The 21,821-nt window shown below is 69.0% G+C and carries 16 protein-coding genes and 3 pseudogenes; 11 read left to right on the forward strand and 8 right to left on the reverse strand.

Translation table 11 applies throughout. The annotated features are described in order from the left end of the window. Positions 1-45: 45 nt before the first annotated feature. Together ACWCP0_RS32840 and ACWCP0_RS32845 are read right to left on the reverse strand one after the other, a co-directional pair. Positions 46-906 (reverse strand): cupin domain-containing protein, encoded by an 861-nt coding sequence (locus ACWCP0_RS32840; RefSeq protein WP_451082403.1) that lies wholly within the window; start codon positions 904-906, stop codon positions 46-48. Positions 907-1,058: 152 nt separating this feature from the next. Beyond that, complete coding sequence (locus ACWCP0_RS32845) at positions 1,059-2,588, reverse strand: 4-hydroxyphenylacetate 3-hydroxylase N-terminal domain-containing protein (RefSeq protein WP_451082404.1); 1,530 nt, start codon at positions 2,586-2,588, stop codon at positions 1,059-1,061. A gap of 1,319 nt (positions 2,589-3,907) precedes the next feature. Between ACWCP0_RS32845 and ACWCP0_RS32850 the strand changes: the two genes are divergently transcribed. After that, positions 3,908-5,686 carry a SpoIIE family protein phosphatase gene (locus ACWCP0_RS32850; RefSeq protein WP_451082405.1) on the forward strand — a complete coding sequence of 593 codons (1,779 nt, stop codon included), beginning with the start codon at positions 3,908-3,910 and terminating at the stop codon, positions 5,684-5,686. Between the two features lie 585 nt (positions 5,687-6,271). Here the strand turns inward: ACWCP0_RS32850 and ACWCP0_RS32855 are convergent. The 3 genes and pseudogenes from ACWCP0_RS32855 to ACWCP0_RS32865 all read right to left on the reverse strand — a co-directional run bounded on the left by ACWCP0_RS32855 (position 6,272) and on the right by ACWCP0_RS32865 (position 8,196). Further along, positions 6,272-7,417: a cytochrome P450 gene (locus ACWCP0_RS32855; RefSeq protein WP_451082406.1), complete on the reverse strand. Its 1,146-nt coding sequence runs from the start codon at positions 7,415-7,417 to the stop codon at positions 6,272-6,274. Between the two features lie 222 nt (positions 7,418-7,639). Continuing rightward, positions 7,640-7,744, reverse strand: a pseudogene (locus ACWCP0_RS32860) (SDR family oxidoreductase); the annotation flags it as partial. A 179-nt stretch (positions 7,745-7,923) separates the two neighbouring features. Next, positions 7,924-8,196, reverse strand: a complete 273-nt coding sequence (locus ACWCP0_RS32865) for an SDR family NAD(P)-dependent oxidoreductase (protein ID WP_451082407.1) — start codon at positions 8,194-8,196, stop codon at positions 7,924-7,926. On the opposite strand from ACWCP0_RS32865, the pseudogene ACWCP0_RS32870 reads away from it, so the two are divergent. The 8 genes and pseudogenes from ACWCP0_RS32870 (at position 8,197) to ACWCP0_RS32905 (ending at position 17,990) form a co-directional block, all read left to right on the forward strand. Beyond that, a pseudogene (locus ACWCP0_RS32870) lies at positions 8,197-9,195 on the forward strand (ABC transporter substrate-binding protein). Then, entirely contained in the window at positions 9,192-9,995 is an 804-nt protein-coding gene (locus ACWCP0_RS32875; protein WP_451082408.1) for a 2,3-dihydro-2,3-dihydroxybenzoate dehydrogenase, read from the forward strand. The pseudogene ACWCP0_RS32870 and the gene ACWCP0_RS32875 overlap by 4 nt, the downstream one beginning before the upstream one ends. A gap of 63 nt (positions 9,996-10,058) precedes the next feature. Beyond that, positions 10,059-11,255 carry an isochorismate synthase gene (locus ACWCP0_RS32880; protein ID WP_451082409.1) on the forward strand — a complete coding sequence of 399 codons (1,197 nt, stop codon included), beginning with the start codon at positions 10,059-10,061 and terminating at the stop codon, positions 11,253-11,255. Between the two features lie 98 nt (positions 11,256-11,353). Further along, complete coding sequence (locus tag ACWCP0_RS32885; protein WP_451082442.1) at positions 11,354-13,003, forward strand: (2,3-dihydroxybenzoyl)adenylate synthase; 1,650 nt, start codon at positions 11,354-11,356, stop codon at positions 13,001-13,003. A 13-nt stretch (positions 13,004-13,016) separates the two neighbouring features. Beyond that, entirely contained in the window at positions 13,017-13,649 is a 633-nt protein-coding gene (locus tag ACWCP0_RS32890) for an isochorismatase family protein (RefSeq protein ID WP_451082410.1), read from the forward strand. Positions 13,650-13,654: 5 nt separating this feature from the next. Next, complete coding sequence (locus ACWCP0_RS32895; RefSeq protein WP_451082411.1) at positions 13,655-13,882, forward strand: phosphopantetheine-binding protein; 228 nt, start codon at positions 13,655-13,657, stop codon at positions 13,880-13,882. Further along, the gene (locus ACWCP0_RS32900; RefSeq protein WP_451082412.1) at positions 13,879-17,805 is read left to right on the forward strand and encodes an amino acid adenylation domain-containing protein; all 3,927 of its coding nucleotides are present in this window, start codon (positions 13,879-13,881) and stop codon (positions 17,803-17,805) included. The genes ACWCP0_RS32895 and ACWCP0_RS32900 overlap by 4 nt, the downstream gene beginning before the upstream one ends. Then, positions 17,802-17,990: an MbtH family NRPS accessory protein gene (locus tag ACWCP0_RS32905; protein WP_451082413.1), complete on the forward strand. Its 189-nt coding sequence runs from the start codon at positions 17,802-17,804 to the stop codon at positions 17,988-17,990. The genes ACWCP0_RS32900 and ACWCP0_RS32905 overlap by 4 nt, the downstream gene beginning before the upstream one ends. 288 nt (positions 17,991-18,278) lie before the next feature. Here ACWCP0_RS32905 and ACWCP0_RS32910 read toward each other — a convergent pair whose 3' ends face one another. Continuing rightward, positions 18,279-18,473 (reverse strand): hypothetical protein, encoded by a 195-nt coding sequence (locus tag ACWCP0_RS32910; protein WP_451082414.1) that lies wholly within the window; start codon positions 18,471-18,473, stop codon positions 18,279-18,281. 518 nt (positions 18,474-18,991) lie between these two features. Here ACWCP0_RS32910 and ACWCP0_RS32915 point away from each other — a divergent pair. Continuing rightward, positions 18,992-19,879 (forward strand): serine hydrolase, encoded by an 888-nt coding sequence (locus ACWCP0_RS32915; RefSeq protein WP_451082415.1) that lies wholly within the window; start codon positions 18,992-18,994, stop codon positions 19,877-19,879. A 156-nt stretch (positions 19,880-20,035) separates the two neighbouring features. Here ACWCP0_RS32915 and ACWCP0_RS32920 read toward each other — a convergent pair whose 3' ends face one another. Together ACWCP0_RS32920 and ACWCP0_RS32925 are read right to left on the reverse strand one after the other, a co-directional pair. Further along, positions 20,036-20,644 (reverse strand): DJ-1/PfpI family protein, encoded by a 609-nt coding sequence (locus tag ACWCP0_RS32920; RefSeq protein WP_451082416.1) that lies wholly within the window; start codon positions 20,642-20,644, stop codon positions 20,036-20,038. Positions 20,645-20,855: 211 nt separating this feature from the next. Then, positions 20,856-21,449, reverse strand: a complete 594-nt coding sequence (locus ACWCP0_RS32925; protein WP_451082417.1) for a GNAT family N-acetyltransferase — start codon at positions 21,447-21,449, stop codon at positions 20,856-20,858. A 152-nt stretch (positions 21,450-21,601) separates the two neighbouring features. On the opposite strand from ACWCP0_RS32925, the pseudogene ACWCP0_RS32930 reads away from it, so the two are divergent. Further along, positions 21,602-21,808, forward strand: a pseudogene (locus ACWCP0_RS32930) (IS5/IS1182 family transposase); the annotation flags it as partial. Positions 21,809-21,821: the final 13 nt, after the last annotated feature.

Genomic DNA, 21,821 nt, shown 5'->3' on the forward strand with positions numbered 1-21,821 from the left:
ATCGGGAACGGAGTCACCCATCGATCGTCGCGCCCTCCGTGCGCCTCAGTGGTTTTCCGGGAGCTTACGCCAGTCGTCCGGGAAGAAGAACCCGTCGGAAGTCGGAGGAATCGGCGACTGCACTTCGATCCAGCGGGCCGGCTCGTCCCGTTCGTTGACGAAACCGTGTGTGCCGTTGGTGCCCGCCCACACCAGATCGCCTGTCTGGACGACCTCCTCCTTGCCGTCGAGGGTCCCTCGCATCCCGCCGGAGGTGAAGTAGTAGATCTCCTCGAACGGGTGGTAGTGGACCTTTGCCGCCTGGCCCGGGCCGGACCGCGGCGCGATCTCGCACACGAAGACGGTGTGATGCTGTGCTCCCAGGAGCTGGTCGACCATCATCCTGAGGCTGATGTTCTTGACGTTGGGACCGTGGTAGCCAGGCATCGACAGCTGCGCGTACGGGGCCATGTCCGAGTCCTCGAAGTGCCCGACGAAGCGATGCCGTGGGTCCGTCTCGGACGGGCGACCGAGGTTCTCACCCGGAGCGGGCTTGGCGGCGATGCTGCTACGGGCTCCGTCGAACGTCGGCGGCTTCGGCGCGCGTACTCCGAGATACGTGAGTCCCTCATCACCGGCGGTCAGTGAATGGGCGACGCCGACGGGCGCCACACCGTAGTCGCCGGAACCGAGTTCGTAGCGCAGACCGGCAAAGGCGGCTTCGCCGGATCCGCCCGTGATGAACCACGACTCCTCGAACGGGCAGCGAACCCAGCCCGTTGTCGCCCCAGGAGCCAGCTCGTACAGGCTCACCTCCAGGTGAGCAGCACCCTGCTCATGCCCGACCAAGAGCGCCTGCCGAAGACCCGGCACTCCCTCGACATCGGAGAACTTCCGCTCCGACGCACGTGCGATGTAGTAAGCCATGTCAACCTCTCCGTCCACACGCGAAGATGCCCAGGCGGGCATCCCTCGCCTAGCTGCTGGGTGATACTCGTCGGGCCTCTGCCCTAGGAATCGCTGAGGACGGCGGTTCGCGGCCGACACCGGCCGCGAACCGCCCCTGCTCGGTCGTCTGCTCAGCGGACCAGTGAGCCCTCGGCCCGTGCGCCGTCGAGGCGCCGGGCGTATTCGGCCTGCTCGGTGTAGGCCGTCACCTCGGGGGCGCCGGGTGCCTCAACGCCGCAGATCTTCCGAGCGAGCGTTGTGAGCGGCCCGGAGGGTGACAGCTCCGAGCGCTTCATCGTGAGCATCCGAGTGGCAAGCAGCGGGGTCCCGTTGAACTGCTCGAAGGTGCTCACCCGGTCGCCGAAGTCGGAGAGGAAGAGGTCGCGGATGACGCGCGAGATGCGCATGCGGTCGTAGGGTTCGCCGACCGCACCTGCCTGCAGCGGCTCGAGCCAGTCGCGAAGCTCGGGGTTGTTCCACTGCTCCTCGGTGGGGAACAGGAGCGAGGCACGACCGGCAAGGTCGATCACCTCGTTCCTCATTTCCGTGTACCTCTCCAGGTAGTACGACCGACCGAAGTCGAAGAGCAGGACGTTGGGCTTGTAGAGCCCTGCCGGCGAGATCCATCCCTCCGTCTCGGACGCGATCACGTGGGCTCGTATCGTCTGGTAGAACTCGACGAGACGCGCCAGGCGCGCCTGGACCGGCGGAAGCTGGTAGGTGCCGAGGTGCTCGGTCATCAGCATCGCGAGTCCGGCCATGAGCTCGGCCCGGACCATCGTCCGGATGAGCGCCTCGTAGTGCACCCAGTCGAAGATGCGCTGCGGGTAGAGCGAGGCGTGCTCGGGACTGCCGATGTGGAAAACGCGGTCCCACGGAATGAACACATCGTCGAAGATGACGGTGCATTCAAGCTCGTCACCGGCCGAAGATATTGGGTGGTTCTCGGGGTCGTCACGCACCGTCGCCTCACGGGAAACCATCGTGACGCCGGGCGCGTTGGCCGGGCAAGCGCCGTAGATGACCTGTTCGCTCTCAATTCCCGGGCGGTAGAAGACGCCGATGTGAATGTAGTCGGCGAACGGCGTACCGGTGCTCACGGCTTTGACGCCGGCGACCACGATGCCGTCGTCTCGAGTCTCCACGATACGGAGCGCGGTCTTGGCCGCGGTCTGCTTGGACCGGTCGACCTGAGGATCGATGAAGGCGAAAGCGCAGTTGAAGTCGCCCTCCTTCACGAGCTCCAGGAAGTCTCGGATGCCCACGGTCAGGTCACGCCCGCCAGTGCCCACGGACTGGTCACTCCACGGCTGCGGGTCCTCTTCGTAGGTGATCAGGCCGTAGTTGTTCGCGCACGGGGTCCGCCCCGTCGATCCGGCATCGAGCTCCCGGACCACGGTCTCCAGATACACACGCTTGCGGCGCAACCCCTCGGCGTCCGTGTGCGTGAACCACATCATCGAACGACGCACTCCGTCGTCATCGACGAAGGTCATGATGTCCTGCATCCCGGGCTCGTGATGCAGGTCGTAGAACTTCGCCATGCGCTTGGCCTGCGCCCTGGTCAGCGGGTGTGTCGTGACGTCGTCGACCCGCTCACCTCCGACCCAGACAACGCGTCCGTCCCTGAGAGACTCCAAGTACTGGTCGCCAGTTCGCATCAAGTGCCACCTTCTCCGTTCACCCAAGCACCGTCTTGCAGGACTTCTCTTGTCGGATTCGTCAGTAGATTCCCTCGACAGAACGTCGCTGGGAAACCGCCGCGAACCCGTTTGTGAACCTACCCTCGACGCGTTAGAAGCTGGGAAATCAGCGCCACGGCCGGCTGGCCATTCGAACCTCTCGATTCGAATCGACGAAAGTACATCTTCCTTCGAAGTGGACACTCGCTCGCCCGGTGATTCCTCTGAGTTTAGTCAGGGGATGTTAGGCGGGTGTTAATCGCGACGAGACACCCGTTAGCAATGGCGTCAGAGAGTCTTGCGGCGGAGCATTTCTGTCGGTAGCCGCTGGTCAGCCGCCGAGTACGGCGCCGGAGCCCTTCGCGGTCTCTTCGTCGGGTCCGACTGTTCCAAATTGGCTCCCAAAAGCCGTATCCATCGACAGCGAATGGGGTCTGAGAATGGCGTTGGACATGACGTTCGCCTCGCGTAGCAAAGAAATCGAACTGCGCGCCGGGTCCGTCGGAGGAGCCGGCGCGCGGTATCGAGGAACGCATCATCGCCTTCCTGCCGAGCCGCACTCGTGCGGCCCTGGCAGGCAGCGCAGGGCGGGAGCGACGGCCTGCCGCGTGGCCGCCATCGGCGAGCAGCACCCCGTCCACACGGCCAACGGTTCCCGTGATGCGCTCGACGTGCGTTCGGGGACTCAGTGGCGTCGGGGCCTACATCAGCCCCAGCCTCATCGTCCGGCACCGCCAGCTCCTGGGACGACGGCTGCAGAAGGACGAGAAGAACCAACGCCGCCCACCGCAAGGTCCGCGCCTGGGGACAGAGCGACGCCTGAGACGTACCGTGGCAGCGGCTACCCCTGAGGTAGCCACTCTCGGTGAGGTGATCTCTGCGGCTACGGTCGTCCGCAGGGCCGGCATGGTCGCCAGTTCGCTGACGGCCCAGGTCCCGGAACAGAGTCCCTGACGTCTTCCCTCCCCTTTCCCTGACTCGCCGCCGCCCTGTGCTGCTTCAAACAACCCCCCAAAGGCCCAGGCGGAGGGAGGCGTCGTGCGGGAACTGCCCGGCTTCCCCGCCGGCGGCTTGATCGCGCCGGCCGACTCGGCCGCTGCGCCGGCCAGGCACTTCCCAGCGGCCCGGTCGGCCGGCACGTGGTGCCGCCCGGTCCGGCCAAGGTCTGCCTGGAATTCGGGTGCGCGCGGCATCCATGTCAACGCGATCCACCCGGGTACCTCGAAATCCGGTGACCGCTGCGCAGTGTAATGACGAACAGAGTTCGTCTATATCCGGACAAGTCATAGTATAAAGTTATGAGGCTGACGGTTCCCGACCCGGACGGCTCAGAGGGCAGCCCGGTGCTGGACTGCGATGTGGACCAAGCACGGAGGCAGCTGGAGCTGCTTTCGAACGCGGCGTCGATCGGCGCGTCCTTGAACGTGCAAACGACGGCTCAGCGTCTGGCCGACCTCGTCATCCCGGGGCTGGGCGACTTCGCGAACGTGAATCTGGCCAGGGAAGTCGACGACGGGGAGGAACCACCGGAACGGACAGGGGGCGGGGACTTGGCGCTGCGCCGTACGGCGCTCGCGCCGGCAGACAGGCAGTGGCCGGACGGCTACGTTCTGGTGGGCAATGATCTTCCGAGATTCCCTGACCGAGCGGTGGTAAGCAATTTCCAGGCTGGAAAGGGATTCATGATCTCCGGTCGCTCGCACATCACCGCCCTCTACGACCACAACCCCGACATGGAGAGGGCCCTCATCCCGATGGACGGGGACGACGAAGAAGTGTCGTTGCTGTGTACCCCCCTGGTCACAGAAAGAAGACGCGAAGCTCTTGAACAGCCCGGGCTGCTCTTGGGCAGCATCGAAGTATGGCGAAAGACCCCCTTCACCGATGCTGATCTGCAGCTGTTGCAATGGCTCGCCGCCTATGCCGCAGTGAGCATAGACAACGCCCGTCGCTACACGCGCGAACATCGCATGGCGCTGGCGCTCCAGCAAAGTATGCTGCCGCAGGCGCGGGTCGTCATGACAGCAGGCGAGGCGGCCGGGATCTACCGGCCGGCCGGGGCGGCAGGCGGCCTGGGCGGGGACTGGTTTGACGTCATCCCCCTGTCTTCCGCCCGCGTGGCGCTGGTAGTGGGCGAAGTCGTCGGCCATGGTGTGCGTGCCGCCGCCGCCATGGGCCGGATGCGCACGGCCGTGCGCACACTCGCCGATCTCGATCTCGCGCCCGATGAGCTGCTCACGCACCTCGATGACATCATCATCCAGTTTGCAGAGGGTCACGAGGCCCCAGGCAGCTCCTGCATCTACGCCGTCGTCGACCCGACCACACTGCGCTGCGCCGTGGCCAGTGCGGGGCATCCGCCACCGGCACTCGTCCGGCCCGACGGCGCGGCGGAATACATTCCCCTCGTCCCCGGCCCGTTGCTGGGTGTCGGGGGCCTGGCATTCGAGGTCGCCGAGGTCGATCTACGAGACGGCGACGTGCTCGCGCTCTACTCCGACGGCCTGATTCAACACCCGTCGAACGACATCGACCGCGGAATGGCGACCTTTCTCGAGCGATTGGCCGCAGCCCACCCCACTGACGGTGATGTGCACGTGGCAGCGTCCCGCCTGGTTGCCGGTTTCTCCCCGGACGCCCTGCGCGATGACGTCACCCTCCTGCTCGCACGGGTACACGGAGTCCCCGACGAAGACACCGTGTCATGGGAGATACCGGCCGACCCGGCGACAGTTGCCGACAGCCGCCAGCGCGCAGTCGACCAGGTCAGCAAATGGGGCCTTGCCGGACTCGCCCTCACCACCGAGCTGGTAGTCAGCGAACTTGTCACCAACGCCATCCGCTACGGCGGCGGCCGTGCGACCCTGCGCCTGATCCGCGAAAGCGACAGACTGACCTGCGAGGTGTCCGACCCCTCCAGCACCGCCCCACACATCAAGCGCGCCCGAGACACCGACGAGGGCGGCCGGGGACTGTACATCGCCGCACGGCTCGTCACCCGCTGGGGAGTCCGCTACACCCCCACCGGGAAGACCATCTGGACCGAGCAGCCCTTTCACCCGAGCGAACTCCACTGATCGCCTGGTGCCTGAAGTCCGCCTTCCGACCGGAGGTCGAGTCGCTTGGTCGATGAGCCACGGCTCTTGCTCACGTTCCGTTTGCGCACGAGGCACAGTTGGTTCGAGAGGAACCGGTGGACCGCCCCAAATTCCGCAGCCGTGGTCGCGGTATCCATGGACGACACGATCACCAGGTGCTCGCGGGCCGTCCGCCCGCCATGCCAAAGCACTTTGCGCAGCCAGATCCAGCGTCGGAACCACTACCAGCATCAGCCGCAGACCCACCAGGTCGACCAGGCGGATCGCGACCAGCGCCCTGCCGGTCCCCGTCGCCGCCACGTACGGGCCACGGGTCCCGGGCCTGCGCAGATGCCGCGCCGCCGCGTCGCCCTTCCACCTGATGCGGGCGCAGCTCCGCCCACTCTGGGCGATGCTGCGGTGTGAGGTTACTGAGGTTGAACTCGTGATGTCGTTCCGGACGTTCGCATGCTGATGGTCGGGCCGGTCTCGACGAGGCCACCGTCCATGGGGGCGCTGTGGCAGTGGATACAGGCAGCCAGGCGATCCGAGGCTCGCGATCGGCAGGATTCGTCGATCGCGGCGCTACTGCGCGCGGCCACGTGCGGGACAACCTCCGGCACCACCCACACCCCGGACACTCGCAGAGCGGCCACGTCGCGGAGCAGGCCGCGTTCGCCGCGGCGCAAGCGTTGCCGGGATCCTGTTGATGCCGTTGTACTTGTTGCTGCGCGTCCACTCGACGTCACCGGTGAGCTCGACTCGCTCGACGCGGGCGGCGAACTCGCCGAGGATCACCCGAAGCTCGAGACGGGCGAGGCTGGCGCCGAGGCAGAAGTGCGGCCCCTGCGCGAACCCGAGATGCGGATTGGGCTCGCGACGAACATCGAAACGCTGGGGGTCGCAGAACATCGCCTCGTCACGGTTTGCCGAGGCGAGCCAGTACACGACCCGGTCCCCGGCGGAGATCCGGTGCCCTGCCAGCTCGTAGTCCTGCGTGGCGGTGCGGACGTTGTGTGCGACGGGGCTCATCGTGCGGACCGCTTCGTCGGGCAGTGTGGTGAGCACACTCCTGTCTTCGGCAACCGCATCCAGGATCGTCGGGTCGGCGGACATCGCGACGAACGCCCACGATGCCGCGCTGCGCGTCGCATCCGCCCCCGCGCCGAACAGGAGCTCGAAGAACGCGTCGATCTCCGGCTCGATGAGGTGCGATGGATCTTCGTCGGGGAGGTGGGCATGGGTGATGACCGACAGCAGGTCGTCCCGCGGGTTGCGCCGCCGCTCGGCGACGATCTTTCGGCCGTACTGCAGAAGGCTCTCCGCCGCCGCCGCAGCCGATCCGTCGACAGTCGAGTCGGCCTTGACGTCGAACACGTGGTGAACCCACTCGGAGAGGAGGTGGCGATCCTGCTGCGGGATCCCCATGAGCATGCAGATCGCCTGCAAGGGGAGCTCGCGGGTGATCGACTCGACAAGGTCGCATTGCCCCATCTCGACGGCGGCGTCGATCAACGTCTCGGTCCGCCGGCGGAGTTCGTCCTCGAGCCGATCCACCATCCTCGGCGTGAAGCCGCCGGAGACAAGGCGGCGCAGCCGGGCGTGGCGTGGGTTGTCCATCATGTTCATCATGTAGCCGGCCCACGGGTGTTCGAAGAGGACTGTCCCCTGGGCGCTCGAGAACACAGCGGGGTCGAGCAGGATCGTCCGCGATTCGGCGTAGGTGTGCACCGACCAGAACCCGGTTCTCCTCGGAGTGTGCTCGGTGGGTTCGTGCCACCTGACCGGTGCTTCGCGGCGGAGCCGGGCGAACAGGTCATGCGGGAACCCGTTGGCGAAGTGGTCGAGGTCCGTGAGGTCTGCTCGGACAGTCGTCGTCATGGGCGATCCTTCGTCTCTCGCCGTTCGCGGCGCGCCGTCCATGGTGTGGATCGCCTGCTGCCCGTCGACGGGCAGCAGGGCGCCGGTGATGAACGAGGCGTCGTCGGATGCCAGGATGGTTGCCGCACTGGCCTCGTCCCAGGGGGTGCCGAACCGTCCGAGCGGCACCGTACGAGCCGCCGCCGCGGCGCGTTGGGCTAGGGATCTCTTGCGGTGTCACGCCATCCCGCGTACCCGTGATCGCCCCCAGGACGTACGGCGTATCGATCGTACCGACGATCAAGGGGTTGACCCGGAACACGTCACGGCGCGCAGTGGGTGGCGAGCGCGAGTGTCAAAGAGTTCACGCCGGCCTTCTACCAGGAGTACCCGAGGACGCACGGTACCGCGAACACGCTCATCGTCGACGACACGTTCACGATAGCCCCGGCTCGTCGCTCCCGCATCACAGGGACGACGTTCCTCGATGTGAGCCACATGCCGGTCAGGTTCGCGTCGATCAGCGCATGCCAGTCCTCGACGTCGAGATCAAGCGGGTTGGTGTCCCCACGCTGAGTGGCCAGGTTGTTGTGGAGGATGGCGTGATCACCGAGCAGAGCACCCGGGACGAACTCGTCCCCGCCGGTCACCTGTTCGCCGAGTTCGAGCGACGGCTCCGGCGAGGCGGGCGGGCGGGCGGCACGAGCACCACCCCGGTCATCGACACGACCGGAGCCGCGGTCGAGGTCCCCGCCACGCCGAAGCGCGTGGTGGCGCTCAGCGAGATGAACCTGGACTCGGCGCTCACCCTCGGTGTCGAGCCGGTGGGCCTGACTGCGGGCCGCAGCCGGAAGGGCGCACCCGCGTACCTCGCGGACCAGGCAATGAACATAGCGGTGGTGGGCGCGGTGACCGGCCCCGACATCGAGAAGGTCGTGCAGTACGAGCCGGACGTCATCCTCGTCGGGCAGCTCGCCGACGAGCAGGTGCTCCAACAGCTGCGGCGGACCGCTCCCACCTTCGTCACGATCGACAGCAGCAAGCGTGGGAAGAAGTCGCTCGAACTCACCGGCAAGGGGGACGAGTTCGTCCCAGGTGCTCTGCTCGGTGATCACGCCATCCTCCACAACAACCTGGCCACTCAGCGTGGGGACACCAACCCGCTTGATCTCGACGTCCTCGGCAGTACCACCGAGGCCAGAAGCTCCTCACCTCCTACGACACCAAGGTCGCGGCCCTGCAGAACGACCTCGGCTCCCCTGCCCGTGCGAGCGTGTCCGTGGCCCGCTACCCGGCTAACGGCACGGCCGTCATGCGGCAGGGCGTGTTCATCAGCGATATCCTGAAGGACATCGGCTTCAAGCGGCCCGGCGTCCAGACCGAGAAGGGCGAAGGCCACTCGACGCCGATCAGCTAGAAGAACATCGAGGAGATCGACGACGACCGGCTGTTCATCGGCATCCCGTCTTCGACCGGCTCGGACGCCGAACTCCTCGACGAGCTGGCCGAGAAGCCTGCCTACCAGCAGCTGAACGCCGTACGCGACAAGCACGCCGACCGTGACGGACGGCTCCAAGTGGACGAGCCTGGGCGGTGTGGAGGCGGCGGTCTCGGTGCTCGACGACATCCGGAAGGCGATGGTCAAGTGAGTGCCGACGCTGAACTCTCCGGACGGCTCGCCCTCGTGACGGGCGCGGGCCGGGGCATCGGCAAGGCGGTGGTGACGGCGCTCGTCGAACGCGGCGCCCGCGTCCTCGCCACCGACCTGGACCCCGACGGCGTGGAGGCGCTCGCCGGAAAGTACGGCGACCAGGTTACCGCCCGCGCGCTCGATGTCACGGACGCCGCGGCCGTCGAGGCCCTCGTGGCCGAAGCCGAGGCCGAGCCAGCGCTCGGTGCGATCCACATCGCAGTCAATGTCGCCGGAATCCTGCGGGGTTCCCACGTCGTGGACCTGACGGACGAGGACTGGGCGGCTACGTTCGCCGTCAACACCAACGGCGTTTTCCACGTCTCGCGGTCAGCCGCCCGCCGCATGGCCGAGCGCGGCCACGGCAGCATCGTCACCGTCGCCTCGAACGCTGCCGGTATTCCCCGCGCGGGCCTGTCCGCCTACGCCGCCTCCAAGGCCGCCGCTGTGATGTTCACCAAATGCCTGGGCCTGGAAGTGGCCTCACGGGGCGTCCGCTGCAACACGGTCTCCCCCGGCTCGACTCTGACCGACATGCAGCGCGCCATGTGGACCGCCGCCGACGACGAGGACCCGGCAGCCGCCGCGCGCCGCGTCGTCGAGGGAGACCTCTCGACGCACCGCACCGGCATCCCGCTCGGCCGGATCGCCGACCCCTCCGACGTCGCGGAGGCGGTCGCCTTCCTCGTGTCCGACCGCGCCCGTCACGTCACCATGCACGACCTGTACGTCGACGGCGGCGCCTCGCTGCGGGCCTGAACCCGCCCGCCCCACAGCGGCTCCGCCGACCACGGATCGTGCCCTCCCCCGCTGGAGACATCCATGTCTGCCTCTCTGCGCGAACCCACAGCCACGCCTCTGGTCTCGCCCGGCGCGGCAACCGCCCTGCTCGACGCCTACCGCCCGGGCACCGACCGGTTCCTCGCCTCGCCCCACCACACCCTGCTGGGCAGAGGAGCCGTCGCCGACATAGCCCATGACGCGCGGCCGTTGACATGGCGGGTGCGCGCCGTACTGAACGAACTGAGACGGGCGGGCGCCCCGGCACCGGTCGTCGTGGGCTCCGTGCCCTTCGCCCCGGACGCCCCGCACGCGCTGGTCTCCCCCCAGTCCGTCCAGTGGGCGCCGCCGCTGCATGAGGACCCGTTCATCGCACTGCCCGCGCCACCCCCGGAGGAGGGCACCGACTGGCGGATGCGGGAGGTTCCGGCGCCGGAGCGGTACGGCCGGGCGGTCGCCGATGCGGTGACGCGGATGCGGTCCGGGGAGTTCACCAAGGTCGTCCTGGCCCGCACGCTGGAGCTGACCTCACCCGACGAGCCGGATCTGCCGGCCATGCTGAGCCGCCTGGCCCGCCGCGACCCTGTCGGATACACCTTCGCCGTCCCCAGCGGCCCCGGTCGCACGCTCATCGGAGCCAGCCCCGAACTGCTCGTCGCCCGCAAGGGTGGCCGCCTGACCGGGAACCCACTGGGCGGATCGGCGCCGCGCAGCACCGACCTGGCCGAGGACGTCCGACGCGCGGCGGCGCTCCTGGAGTCGCCCAAGGACCTGCACGAGCACGCCGTCGTCGTCGACGCCGTACGCGAGGCGCTCGCGCCTTTCTGCACCTGTCTGGAGGTGCCCGAGCGGCCCACTCTGATGCGTACGGCGGCGATGTGGCACCTGTCGACGACCGTCACGGGCGAGCTCGCCGACCCTGACGTCACCTCCCTGGAGCTGGCATCCGCCCTGCACCCCACACCGGCGGTGTGCGGCACCCCGACCGAGGTGGCCCGTGCCGTCATCGCCGAGTCGGAGCCCTTCGACCGCGGCCCGTACACCGGCATGGTCGGCTGGCAGGACGCGGACGGGGACGGTGAGTGGGTCGTGACGATCCGCTGCGCCGAAGCCGAAGGGCGCTCGCTCCGGCTGTTCGCGGGCGCCGGCGTGGTCGCCGCCTCGTCGCCGGAGGCCGAGACCGCGGAGACCGGCGCCAAGTTCCGTACATTCCTCGACGCGGTGGGGGCTTCGCTGTGACCGCCCGGCCTCCCCTGGCCTCCGGCACGGGGGACCCCACCGCCACCGCCCTTTCGAGGGAGCTCCCCGAGCCTCCGGCCGGGGGGACCCCCACCGCGCTGCACCCTCCGACTGCCACCACCCCGGGGATCGACGCACCCACCTGGCCCGCGGAGTTCGCCGAGCGCTACCGCGCGGCGGGCTACTGGCGCGGCGAGACCTTCGGGGGCGTACTGCGCGAGCGCGCCGCCGCCCACCCCGACCGGATCGCCCTCGTCGACCCGGAGCCCGAGCGCCGCACCTGGACCTACCGGGAACTGGACGAGCGCGCCGACCGGCTGGCCGCCGGATTCGCGGCGCGCGGGATGTCCAAGGGCGACCGGGTCGTCCTCCACCTGCCGAACATCGGCGAGTTCATCGAGGTCGTCTTCGCGCTGTTCCGCATCGGTGCGCTGCCCGTGTACGCGCTGCCCGCGCACCGGGAGACGGAGATCGGCCACTTCTGCTCCTTCGCCGAGGCCGTCGCCTACGTGGTCCCCGACCGTCACGCGGGCTTCGACCACCGCGAGCTCGCGACACGGGTAAGGGAGCGCACGCCGAGCCTGCGGCACGTCTTCGTCGTCGGCGACCCGGGCGAGCACACCGCACTGTCCGACGTGCCCTGTGACCCGGTCGCCATGCCCGCCGGACCGCAGCCGCACGAGTTGGCGTTCCTCCAGCTGTCGGGCGGTACGACGGGAGTGCCGAAACTCATCCCGCGCACCCACGACGACTACATCTACTCGCTGCGGGGCTCCAATGAGATCTGCGGCGTCGACGCGGACACCCGCTTCCTCGTCGTCCTGCCGGCCGCCCACAACTTCCCGATGAGTTCACCCGGTTGGCTGGGCACGCTGTATGCCGGGGGCACTGTCGTACTGTCCCCCGGCCGCGACCCGGCGACGGCCCTGCCGCTCATCGAGCAGGAGCGGATCACGATGACGGGGCTGGTGCCGCCGCTCGCCCTTCTGTGGACCGAGGCCGGTCCGACGACGGATCACGACTTGGCGAGTCTGGGCCTGGTGCTCGTCGGCGGCGCCAAGTACAGCGCGGAGGCGGCGCGCCGTCTGGAACCCGCCCTGGGCTGCCGGCTGATGCAGGTCTTCGGCATGGCCGAGGGGCTCGTCAACTACACACGGCTGGACGACGACTTCGAGACCGTGGTCACCACGCAGGGCCGCCCGATCTCCCCGGACGACGAGATCCGCATCGTCGACGACGCCGGACACGGCGTTCCCGAGGGCGCGTTCGGGCACCTGCTGACCCGCGGCCCCTACACGATCCGCGGCTACTGGCGTGCCCCCGGCCACAACGCGCGCGCCTTCACACCGGACGGCTTCTATCGCACCGGCGACATCGTGCGCCGCACCCCGACGGGCCACCTCGTCGTCGAGGGCAGGGCCAAGGACCAGATCAACCGGGGCGGTGAGAAGGTCGCACCGGAGGAGGTCGAGAACATCATCCTGGCCCATCCGTCCGTGCACGACGTCGCCGTGGTAGCGGTGCCCGACGCGTACCTCGGGGAGCGCTCCCTCGCCTACGTCATCCTCCGCGAGGGTGCGGAGCAGCTGAAGCCGGCCGCCATCAAGCGGTTCGTCCGTGACCGCGGCATCGCCGACTACAAGGTCCCCGATCTCGTCGAGTTCGTCGACGCCTTCCCGCAGACGGGGGTCGGCAAGGTCAGCAAGAAGGGGCTGCGGTCCGCTGCGGCCGCCACCGAGCAGCGCTGAAAGGCTCTTTACCATGGCACTTCCCGCCATCGCACCCTATCGCCTGCCGGCAGCGGACGAACTGCCGGAGAACCGCGTCGCCTGGACCGCGGACCCCGCGCGCGCCGTGCTGCTCGTCCACGACCTGCAGAACCACTTCCTCGGTGCGTTCCCGTCCGGCGAGCAGCCGCTGACGGGGATGCTGGGCAACACCGGCCGGCTGCTGGAGCGCGCCCGCGGCCTCGGCGTACCGGTCGTGTACTCGACGCAGCGCGGCGGCCAGACGCCCCGGGAGCGCGGGCTCCAGCTCGACTTCTGGGGCCCCGGCGTGGCCGACGACGCCGATGCGCTCGCCGTGCCGGACGAGGTCGCGCCACAGCGCGGCGACAGGGTCCTGACCAAGTGGAAGTACAGCGCGTTCGTGCGCACCCGGCTGGCGCAGCTGTTCCGTGAGACGGGCCGCGACCAGCTGGTCGTCATCGGTGTGTACGCGCACATCGGCGTGCTGGTGACGGCCTGCGATGCGTGGATGCGGGACATCCAGGCGTTCGTCGTCGCCGATGCCGTCGCCGACTTCTCCCGCGACGACCACGACATGGCCCTGCGCTGGGCCGCCGGCCGCTGCGCGTTCGTGACCACCACCGACGCGCTCTTCAAGGAGCTCTGAGCACCGTGGCTCTCACTCTGGAGCAGCTCCGCAACGATGTCGCCGACTGTCTCGGCGAGGACCCCGTGGACATCCCCTTCGACGAGAACCTCGTGGACTACGGACTCGACTCGGTCCGCATCATGGCACTGCTCGAACGATGGCGCCGCGAACACGGCGTCGAAGCGGGCTTCGCGGACCTCGCCGAGCAGCCGGCCATCAAGGCCTGGGCACCGTTGCTGGGGGCATCATGACCGCCCCCACGACCATCGACACGGGCACTCCGGCCACCGTGCTTCCGCTGACGGCGGCCCAGTCGGGCATGTGGTACGCGCAGGCCCTCGATCCGCTCAGTCCCGTGCAGAACACCGCGGAATGCCTGGACATCGACGGGCCGCTCGACCCGGACCTCTTCGCCGCGGCCCTGCGTCGCGTCACCGCCGAGGCCGACGTCCTGCGGGTACGCGTCGAGAACGGCCCGGACGGTCCGCGCCAGCACATACGCGCCACCGTCGAGCTCCCGCTGACGGTGCTCGATCTGCACGGCGACGACGGCGCCGAGCGGAAGGCCGAGGCGTGGATGCGCGCCGACCTCGCCAAGCCCTGCGATCTGGCGACCGGACCGCTCTTCCGGCATGCCTTGTTCCGGGTCGGCGCGCAGCGATGGCTGTGGTACCAACGCATCCACCACCTCGTCATCGACGGCTTCGGCTACTCGCTCCTCGTACGGCGCACGGCCGAGGTCTACACGGCGCTCGCGCGCGGCGAGGAACCCGCCCCGCGCACCTTCGGAACGCTCGCCGACCTCGTTGCCGAGGATGCCGCGTACCGCTCGTCCGATGCCTTCGCGGCTGACCGCGCCCATTGGACGACGACGTTCGCCGACCGGCCCGAGGCACCCCGGCTCGCGGGCCGCGGCGCGCTGCCCTCGCGCACGTTCCGTCGTCGCACGACTCATCTGCCTCCCGAGACCACCGAGCGTCTGCGCGAACTGGGCGCCACGCTCCGCGCGACATGGCCGGACGTCCTGATCGCCGCGCAGGCCCTCTACATCTCCCGCGCGACCGCGAGGTCGGACATCGTGCTCGGCCTGCCCATGATGGGCCGCATGGGGTCGGCCGCGCTGCGCGTTCCGGGCATGGTGATGAACGTGCTCCCGCTCAGGCTGGCCGTCTCCCCCGACGCCACCTTCGCCGACCTGGTGCACCAGATCGTGCTCGGCATCCGCGACGTGCGACGCCACCAGCGTTACCGCTACGAGGACATCCGCCGCGACCTGGGACTGCTCGGCGAGAACCGCGCCCTGTTCGGCCCGGCCGTCAACGTGATGCCCTTCGACTACGGCGTCGACTTCGCGGGGGCGCCCGCGCGGGCGCGCAACCTCGCCGCAGGCCCTGTCGACGACCTGCGGGTCAACGTCTACGACCGCGCCGACGGCCGCGGCCTGCGCATCGACCACGACGGCAACCCCTCCCTGTACGAGGACGCCGATCTCTCCGCCCACCAGGAGCGCTTCCTGCACCTGCTGGACCGCCTCACCGGCACCGACCCGCAGCAGCCGCTCGCCGTTCACGCCATAGCGACGCCCGCCGAACGCACCCTGGTCCTGCGTGAGTTCAACCAGACCGAACGCGCGCTGCCCGCGACCACGCTCATCGGCCCCATCGAGGCGCGCGCCATGCGCACCCCGGAGGCCACCGCGCTGGTGTACGGGGACAGCTCCTTGACGTACGCGGAACTGAACGCCCACGCCAACCGGCTGGCCCGGCACCTGCAGACCCTCGGCGCCCGGCCGGGAGCGGTGGTCGCGGTCTCGCTGCCCCGCTCGGTGGAGCTGGTCGCCACCGTGCTCGCCGCGCTGAAGTCGGGTGCCGCGTATCTGCCGCTCGACCCGGACTACCCGGCACAGCGACTGGTGTCCATGATCCAGGACGCGGCGCCGGTGTGCGTCGTGGTCGACCGTGCGGGACGCCTTCCCGAGGACGCCGGCGCCCCACTCGTCGTCCTTGACGAAATCGACATATCCCCCTACCCACCGGCCGACCCGGCACGTCCGCTCACGCCCGCCCACCCCGCTTACGTCATCTACACCTCCGGCTCCACGGGCCGCCCCAAGGGCGTCGTCGTCTCGCACGGGGCGATCGACAACCGGCTGCGCTGGATGCAGCACACCTATCCACTGACCGCCGACGACCGGGTGCTCCAGAAGACTCCGTCGTCGTTCGACGTGTCCGTATGGGAGTTCTTCTGGCCGCTGCGCGAGGGCGCGGCACTCGTCGTCGCCGAGCCGGGCGTCCACAAGGACCCGGTCGAACTCGCCCGCCTGATCCGCGAACGGTCCGTCACCATCTGCCACTTCGTGCCGTCGATGCTCCAGGTCTTCCTGGCCGAGGCCGACACGGCCGCCTGCACGGGGCTGCGCCGGGTCTTCTGCGGCGGTGAGGCTTTGTCCCCCGAGACGGTGCACGCCTTCGCACGGGCGCTGCCCGACGTCGAACTGCACAACCTGTACGGGCCGGCGGAGGCCGCCATCGATGTCACCTACCACGTCTGCGCCCCGGACGGCAGCGGCCCGGTGCCGATCGGCGGCCCGGTGTGGAACACCCGCCTGTACGTGCTGGACTCAGCGCTCCAGCCGTGCCCGCCGGGCATCCCGGGTGAGCTGTACCTGGTGGGCCGGCAGTTGGCCGACAGCTATCTGAACCGACCCGTGCTGACGGCATCCCGGTTCGTCGCCGATCCCTTCGGACCGCCGGGCGGCCGGATGTATCGCACGGGCGACCTGGCGCGCTGGACGGACAAGGGCGAGGTCGAGTACCTCGGCCGCACCGACCACCAGGTGAAGCTGCGCGGGCAGCGCATCGAGCCGGGCGAGATCGAGGCCGCGCTGCTGGGGCAGCCCGGCGTGGACGGCGCGTGCGCCGTGGTGCGGGAGGACCGGCTCGTCGGGTACGTGACCGGTGGCGCCGATCCCGCGGCCGTACGGGCCGGGCTGGCGCTGATGCTGCCGGAACACATGGTCCCCGCGGCGGTCGTCGGCCTCGACGCGTTCCCGTTGAGTCCCCACGGCAAGCTGGACCGCCGCGCACTGCCCGACCCTGTTTTCACCGGCGGTGAGGGCGCCCGACGTCCGTCCGGCCCGCTCGAGGAGGCGCTGACACGACTGTTCGCGGAGGTGCTCGAGGTCGGACGGACCGGTCCCGACGACGCGTTCTTCGACCTGGGCGGCACGTCGCTGACCGCGGTACGGCTGGTGGCGCGGGTGCGGGAGGAGTTCGGCACCGAGCTGACCATCGGCTCGCTGTTCGAGGCACCGACCCCCGCCGCTCTCGCCACCCGTGTCGACGCCGCGGGGCCGCCACGCGGTGCCGGCCGCGGAGGGAGCGCGGCCGAGGACGCCCTCGACATCCTCCTTCCGCTGCGCACCGACGGCGAGCGGCCCCCACTGTTCGCCTTCCACCCCGGCGGTGGCATCTCCTGGTGCTATGCGGGCCTGTCCGCCCGCCTCGGTCCGGACCAGCCCCTGTACGGCATCCAGGCGCGCGGCCTGGTCCGCGACGAGCCGCTGCCGCGCACTCTGCGGGAGCAGGCAGCCGACTACGTCGAGCGCATCCGCACGGTGCGGGCACATGGTCCGTACCGGCTGCTCGGCTGGTCCCTGGGCGGCATCCTCGCCCACACCGCGGCCTGCATGCTCCAGGAGACCGGGGAGGAGGTCGAACTCCTCGCACTGTTCGACGCGTTCCCGGCCGAGCAGTGGAGGGAGCGGCCCGCACCCGAGGAGGGCGACGCGCTCACCGCGGTGCTGCGCATGGGCGGCTTCGACCGCACCGACGAGCGCACCCGCGTCGACGTGATGGCCACGCTGCGCCGGGCGGGCAGCCCGCTCGCCGGGCTCGCCGACCGGACACTGTCGAAGATCATCGAAATCGTGCCCAACCACGCGCGCATGGTGCGTGAGCACCAGCACCGCTGCTACGAGGGCGACCTGCTCTTCTTCACGGCAGCCGCGCCGCGGGCAGAGGACTGGCTCACATCGAAGGCATGGCACCCGCACGTCAGCGGCCCGATCGTCAACCACGACCTGGACTGCACGCATGCGCAGCTGCTGCAGGACCGCCACCTCGACGACATCGCCGCCATCCTGGCGGCGCGCCTGACGGAGCTCGACGCATGAGCCGTGAAGCCGGTCCGTTCGATCCGGGCCCCGACGACAAGGACACCCACCTCGTGCTGGAGAACGCCCACGGGCAGCTGTCCCTGTGGCCCGCCTGGCGCGCCGTACCGCCGGGTTGGAGCGCCCGCTTCGGGCCCGCCCCACACGACGCGTGCGCGCGCGAGGTGGATGCGGCCCGGGGATGACTCTCGGCGCCGGACGTGGGCAGGCGATGACCGCCGCGGCGGTCTGTTGTCGGGCTCAGGTCAGGTACATCAGTGCCACGGGGTGCGAGGAGCAGGTGACGGGACCGGCAGGACGCCCTCGACGTCGACGGGACCATTCCAGATGCAGGGAGCAGTTGAACACGGCACGCTGCGCCGCGGCCCCCGAGGACCACGCGGGCGCGGGGAGCAGGGGCCCGCTCGACGATCTGGCGAACACTGAACGATGATCATCCTCGCGCGTGCGGGGAGCAGGGGTGGATGTGGGTGTCAGTGGAAGCCGAGCATGCCGGGTGAAGCGATGTCCACGGTAACCACACCGGGTGGACAGGCGTCCTCGCAGCCGGTCAGGAGGATCGACATACCGGTCTCCGGCCTCGGCAGTGCGCAGTACAGAGCGTGGCAGGTGTCGGGGCCGTCGAAGCCGTCGCGGATCATGGTGCCGACGCTGACCACGGCGACCATGTCCGCTCCCCCCACTGAAGGACTCCGCCGGGAAACCGCTCCGAATCGCCGACCAGGCACCTACGGGCGTCCTGAAGACCAGCCGGCGCGCCAGCCTGCCGAACGAACCGGTCAAGGCCGGCGCCGCCCCTGGTGACGCCATTGCCTGCTCCGGTATCGACCGCGAGCCTCGTCGCAGCAGCCCGTCGACTCAAACGACGAATAGGTTGAGAAACATCACACGCCAAGAAAGTGCGCAATTAGGACATAGGCGCCCTTCTTTCCGCCTGCCCTCGTTCCGCCGTTGCTAGGGTCACCGTATTCGGGGATCGGGCGCTCATCAGCTACTGCCGGCCAAGAAGTCCAGGGCTGGAGCGCCACCTCCGGGCCACACCGCACTGCCGCGCCACTCTTCACGAAGCGTCCGGCTCCGGAGTCGTGACAGCGCCCAACCGCCGACACCCGCACGACCTCGGACTCACAACCCATCGCGAGCGGAACACGGCGCGACCGCACGAACACAGCAGGACGGAATCCTCATGCTCGGAATGCCCATACCGCACCGCGCGCTGCGATGCCTGGCCGCGGTCCTGACCGCCGGGACGGCACTCGCAGGGATCTCGACGACCGCCGCGGCCCAGACCGGCAGCGCCAGCGCACCGGCCGGCGGCTCGCAGGTCACCTGCACTTCGCGTCAGCCGGGGCTGGCAAGCCGGCTCGCGCAGGACATCGCCGCCGCACTCCGCGGACGCCAGGGCACCCCCGCGCTCGCTCTTTACGACCGACCCACGGTGACCTCGTGCACATTCCGGCCGGACACGAGGTTCGACTCAGCGAGTGTGGTCAAGGTCACGGTGCTCGCAGCTCTCCTGCGCAAATCCATGGAAGAGCACCGCAGCCTCACGCCGCGCGAGGCCGACCTGTCCACCGCCATGATCACCAAATCGGACAACGACGCGACGTCCGCTCTGTGGCGACAGATCGGCCACAAAGGCACCCAGCGCTTCCTGACTCTGGCGGGCATGCAGGACACCGTGCTGGGGCCGAAGGGCTATTGGGGCCGTACCCAGATCACCGCCGGCGACCAGCTCAAGCTGCTGCGCGTGCTCACCTCGGACAACTCCGTCCTCGACAGGAACGCACGCGCGTACGCCCTCGGCCTGATGAACCGAGTGGTCCCCGCCCAGCGCTGGGGAGTGCCGGCCGGGGCATCCGGCACCGTGACGACCCACCTGAAGAACGGGTGGCTGCCGCGTGCGACCAACGGCTGGCGGGTCCACAGCATCGGCGTGTTCACCGGCGGGGGGCACGACTACGGGATCGTCGTACTCTCCGACGGCAACCGCTCGATAGACGACGGCATCGTCACCATCGAACGCGTTGCCCGCGTCATCAACCGCGAACTACCCCCGCAGACGGCGTCCTAGCCCGGATCCACCGGTCGGTGATGTGGTGGTGGGCTGCGGGCTCGCGGCTGTGGCGGGATGGATCGGTGCCGTTGGGAGATGTACTGCCGCAGCAGACCGCTCTTCTCGTTCGATCCGCGCCGCCAGGGACTGAAGGGTTGGCCATGGGCACAGGCATCAGCCCAGTACGAACTCGCCCGCGTGGACGGCACGCAGCGCGCGCTCGACAGTCTCGTGGTTTTCGCCGACCGGAGCCACGTAGCCGATGACGTCGCGAGCGGCATCCTCCCCGAGCATTCGGGTGATCACCCATGCGGCGAGATACTGTGACGCGAGGCAGCCGCCCGCCGTAGCGATGTTCCCCTCGGCGTGGAACGGGGCGTCGAGCACGGTGACGTCGCAGGCTTCGACGAAGGGCCGGCTCTTCATGTCCGTGCAAGCGGGCATGCCATCCAGCAACCCGAGCCGGGCGAGCACCAGTGCGCCGGAGCACTGTGAACCGATCAGCTGTCGTGAAGGGTCGAGCGGCAACATGGCGAGCAGCCGGTCGTCGGCGACCACGTCACGTGTCTTCACCCCGCTACCGATCAGTACGACGTCGGCTTCGGTCACGAACTCCATCGGGCGCTGTCCGGTCACCTCGACGCCGTTCATCGATGTGACCACCGGCGTCGGCGTCGTGATGAAGGCCTCCAGGCCGTCCTTCCGGCACCGGTTGATCAGCGCGGAGGCGATGAAGCTGTCGAGCTCGTTGAACCCGTCGAAGGTGACCACGGCTACCTGCATCACAACTCCCTACGTACGGCATCAGATGTCCAGTCCAAGGCGCGCCGTACCCGGGTCGCGCGCCAATTGGCGACGGTCGGTGGCATGGATGCCACCCACCTTGCGTTTCGAGTTCCGAGCCCGAGCACCGCACTCGCCGGCACGCGCGCTTGCTGACGTCTCGAGGATCGCCAAGCCGAACTCGCCGAAAGCACCATAGCGCTCGTCCTCGTCAGAGCCGAGCGCCCAGGAGTGCCTTCGTTTGAGGCCATTCCTGGGCGAGAATGGAGAAGTACACACTGTCCCGCCATGTGCCGTCCGGGCGTCGGCGATGGCGGCGCAGCACGCCTTCGCGGCGCGCTCCGAGGCGGGCAATGGCAGCCTGCGAGCGGTGGTTGAGGTGATCGGTCTTCAACTGCACACGCCCCATGCCCAGTTCTTCGAAAGCGTGGGTCAGCAGGAGCAGCTTCGACTCGGTATTGGCTGCGGTGCGCCAGTACGCACGCCCGTACCAGGTCCAGCCGATCTCCAGTCGTTCGTCGACCACATCGATGTCGAGGTATGTGGTCCAGCCGATGGCCTGGCCACTCGCACGGTGGATGACCGCGAACGGAACGTACTCCCCCCGCTCAGCAGCCGCCAGCAGGGCGCCGAGTCTGGCCCCCAGTTCGTCCTGCGTCTCCGGTGTCGGCCCTCCCTGCCATCGCCAGACCTCCTCGTCACGGCCGCCCACGGCGAAGAGGTCGCCGAGATGGCTCATGGCCAGGGGTTCCAGACGCACGTGGCGGCCGGTCAGCGTTGTGGGCAGCGGTGTCTTTGCAGCCATGGGACGAAAAATACTCCATGCATTGCACTAGATTCAATCCCAATTGCAATAGTACAAAGTCTTGAGAGCGGCTACCCCTGCGCCCCGGCCGAAGCGCACCGACGCGCACCAAGCCCCGCCGACAGCAGCCGCCGACCACACCGCCACCGCAATGGATGGTGGACGGCACCTTGGTCCCGGTCCGTGACCACACGGTCGGAGCTTCCTCGCGCTGCGAAGGAGTCACAGTGCTCGGCGACGGGGCCGACATCGACACCGGCCTCGTCGTCCCGCACCGCAAACACCCCGACCGGCCGCTCCTGGCCGGTGAGGAAGAAGACGACGCCGAACACCGCAGAATCCGTGCCCGCGTCGAGCACGATCGGCCGCGAG

The sequence above is a fragment of the Streptomyces sp. NPDC001970 genome (assembly GCF_053594115.1).

Coding starts and splice junctions, on each gene's coding strand:
- ACWCP0_RS32925 (WP_451082417.1), bottom strand. CDS start 21,449: ATGGCTGCAAAGACACCGCTGCCCACAACGCTGACCGGCCGCCACGTG.
- ACWCP0_RS32840 (WP_451082403.1), bottom strand. CDS start 906: ATGGCTTACTACATCGCACGTGCGTCGGAGCGGAAGTTCTCCGATGTC.
- ACWCP0_RS32900 (WP_451082412.1), top strand. CDS start 13,879: ATGACCGCCCCCACGACCATCGACACGGGCACTCCGGCCACCGTGCTT.
- ACWCP0_RS32915 (WP_451082415.1), top strand. CDS start 18,992: ATGCTCGGAATGCCCATACCGCACCGCGCGCTGCGATGCCTGGCCGCG.
- ACWCP0_RS32920 (WP_451082416.1), bottom strand. CDS start 20,644: ATGCAGGTAGCCGTGGTCACCTTCGACGGGTTCAACGAGCTCGACAGC.
- ACWCP0_RS32890 (WP_451082410.1), top strand. CDS start 13,017: ATGGCACTTCCCGCCATCGCACCCTATCGCCTGCCGGCAGCGGACGAA.
- ACWCP0_RS32905 (WP_451082413.1), top strand. CDS start 17,802: ATGAGCCGTGAAGCCGGTCCGTTCGATCCGGGCCCCGACGACAAGGAC.
- ACWCP0_RS32850 (WP_451082405.1), top strand. CDS start 3,908: ATGAGGCTGACGGTTCCCGACCCGGACGGCTCAGAGGGCAGCCCGGTG.
- ACWCP0_RS32910 (WP_451082414.1), bottom strand. CDS start 18,473: ATGGTCGCCGTGGTCAGCGTCGGCACCATGATCCGCGACGGCTTCGAC.
- ACWCP0_RS32845 (WP_451082404.1), bottom strand. CDS start 2,588: ATGCGAACTGGCGACCAGTACTTGGAGTCTCTCAGGGACGGACGCGTT.
- ACWCP0_RS32880 (WP_451082409.1), top strand. CDS start 10,059: ATGTCTGCCTCTCTGCGCGAACCCACAGCCACGCCTCTGGTCTCGCCC.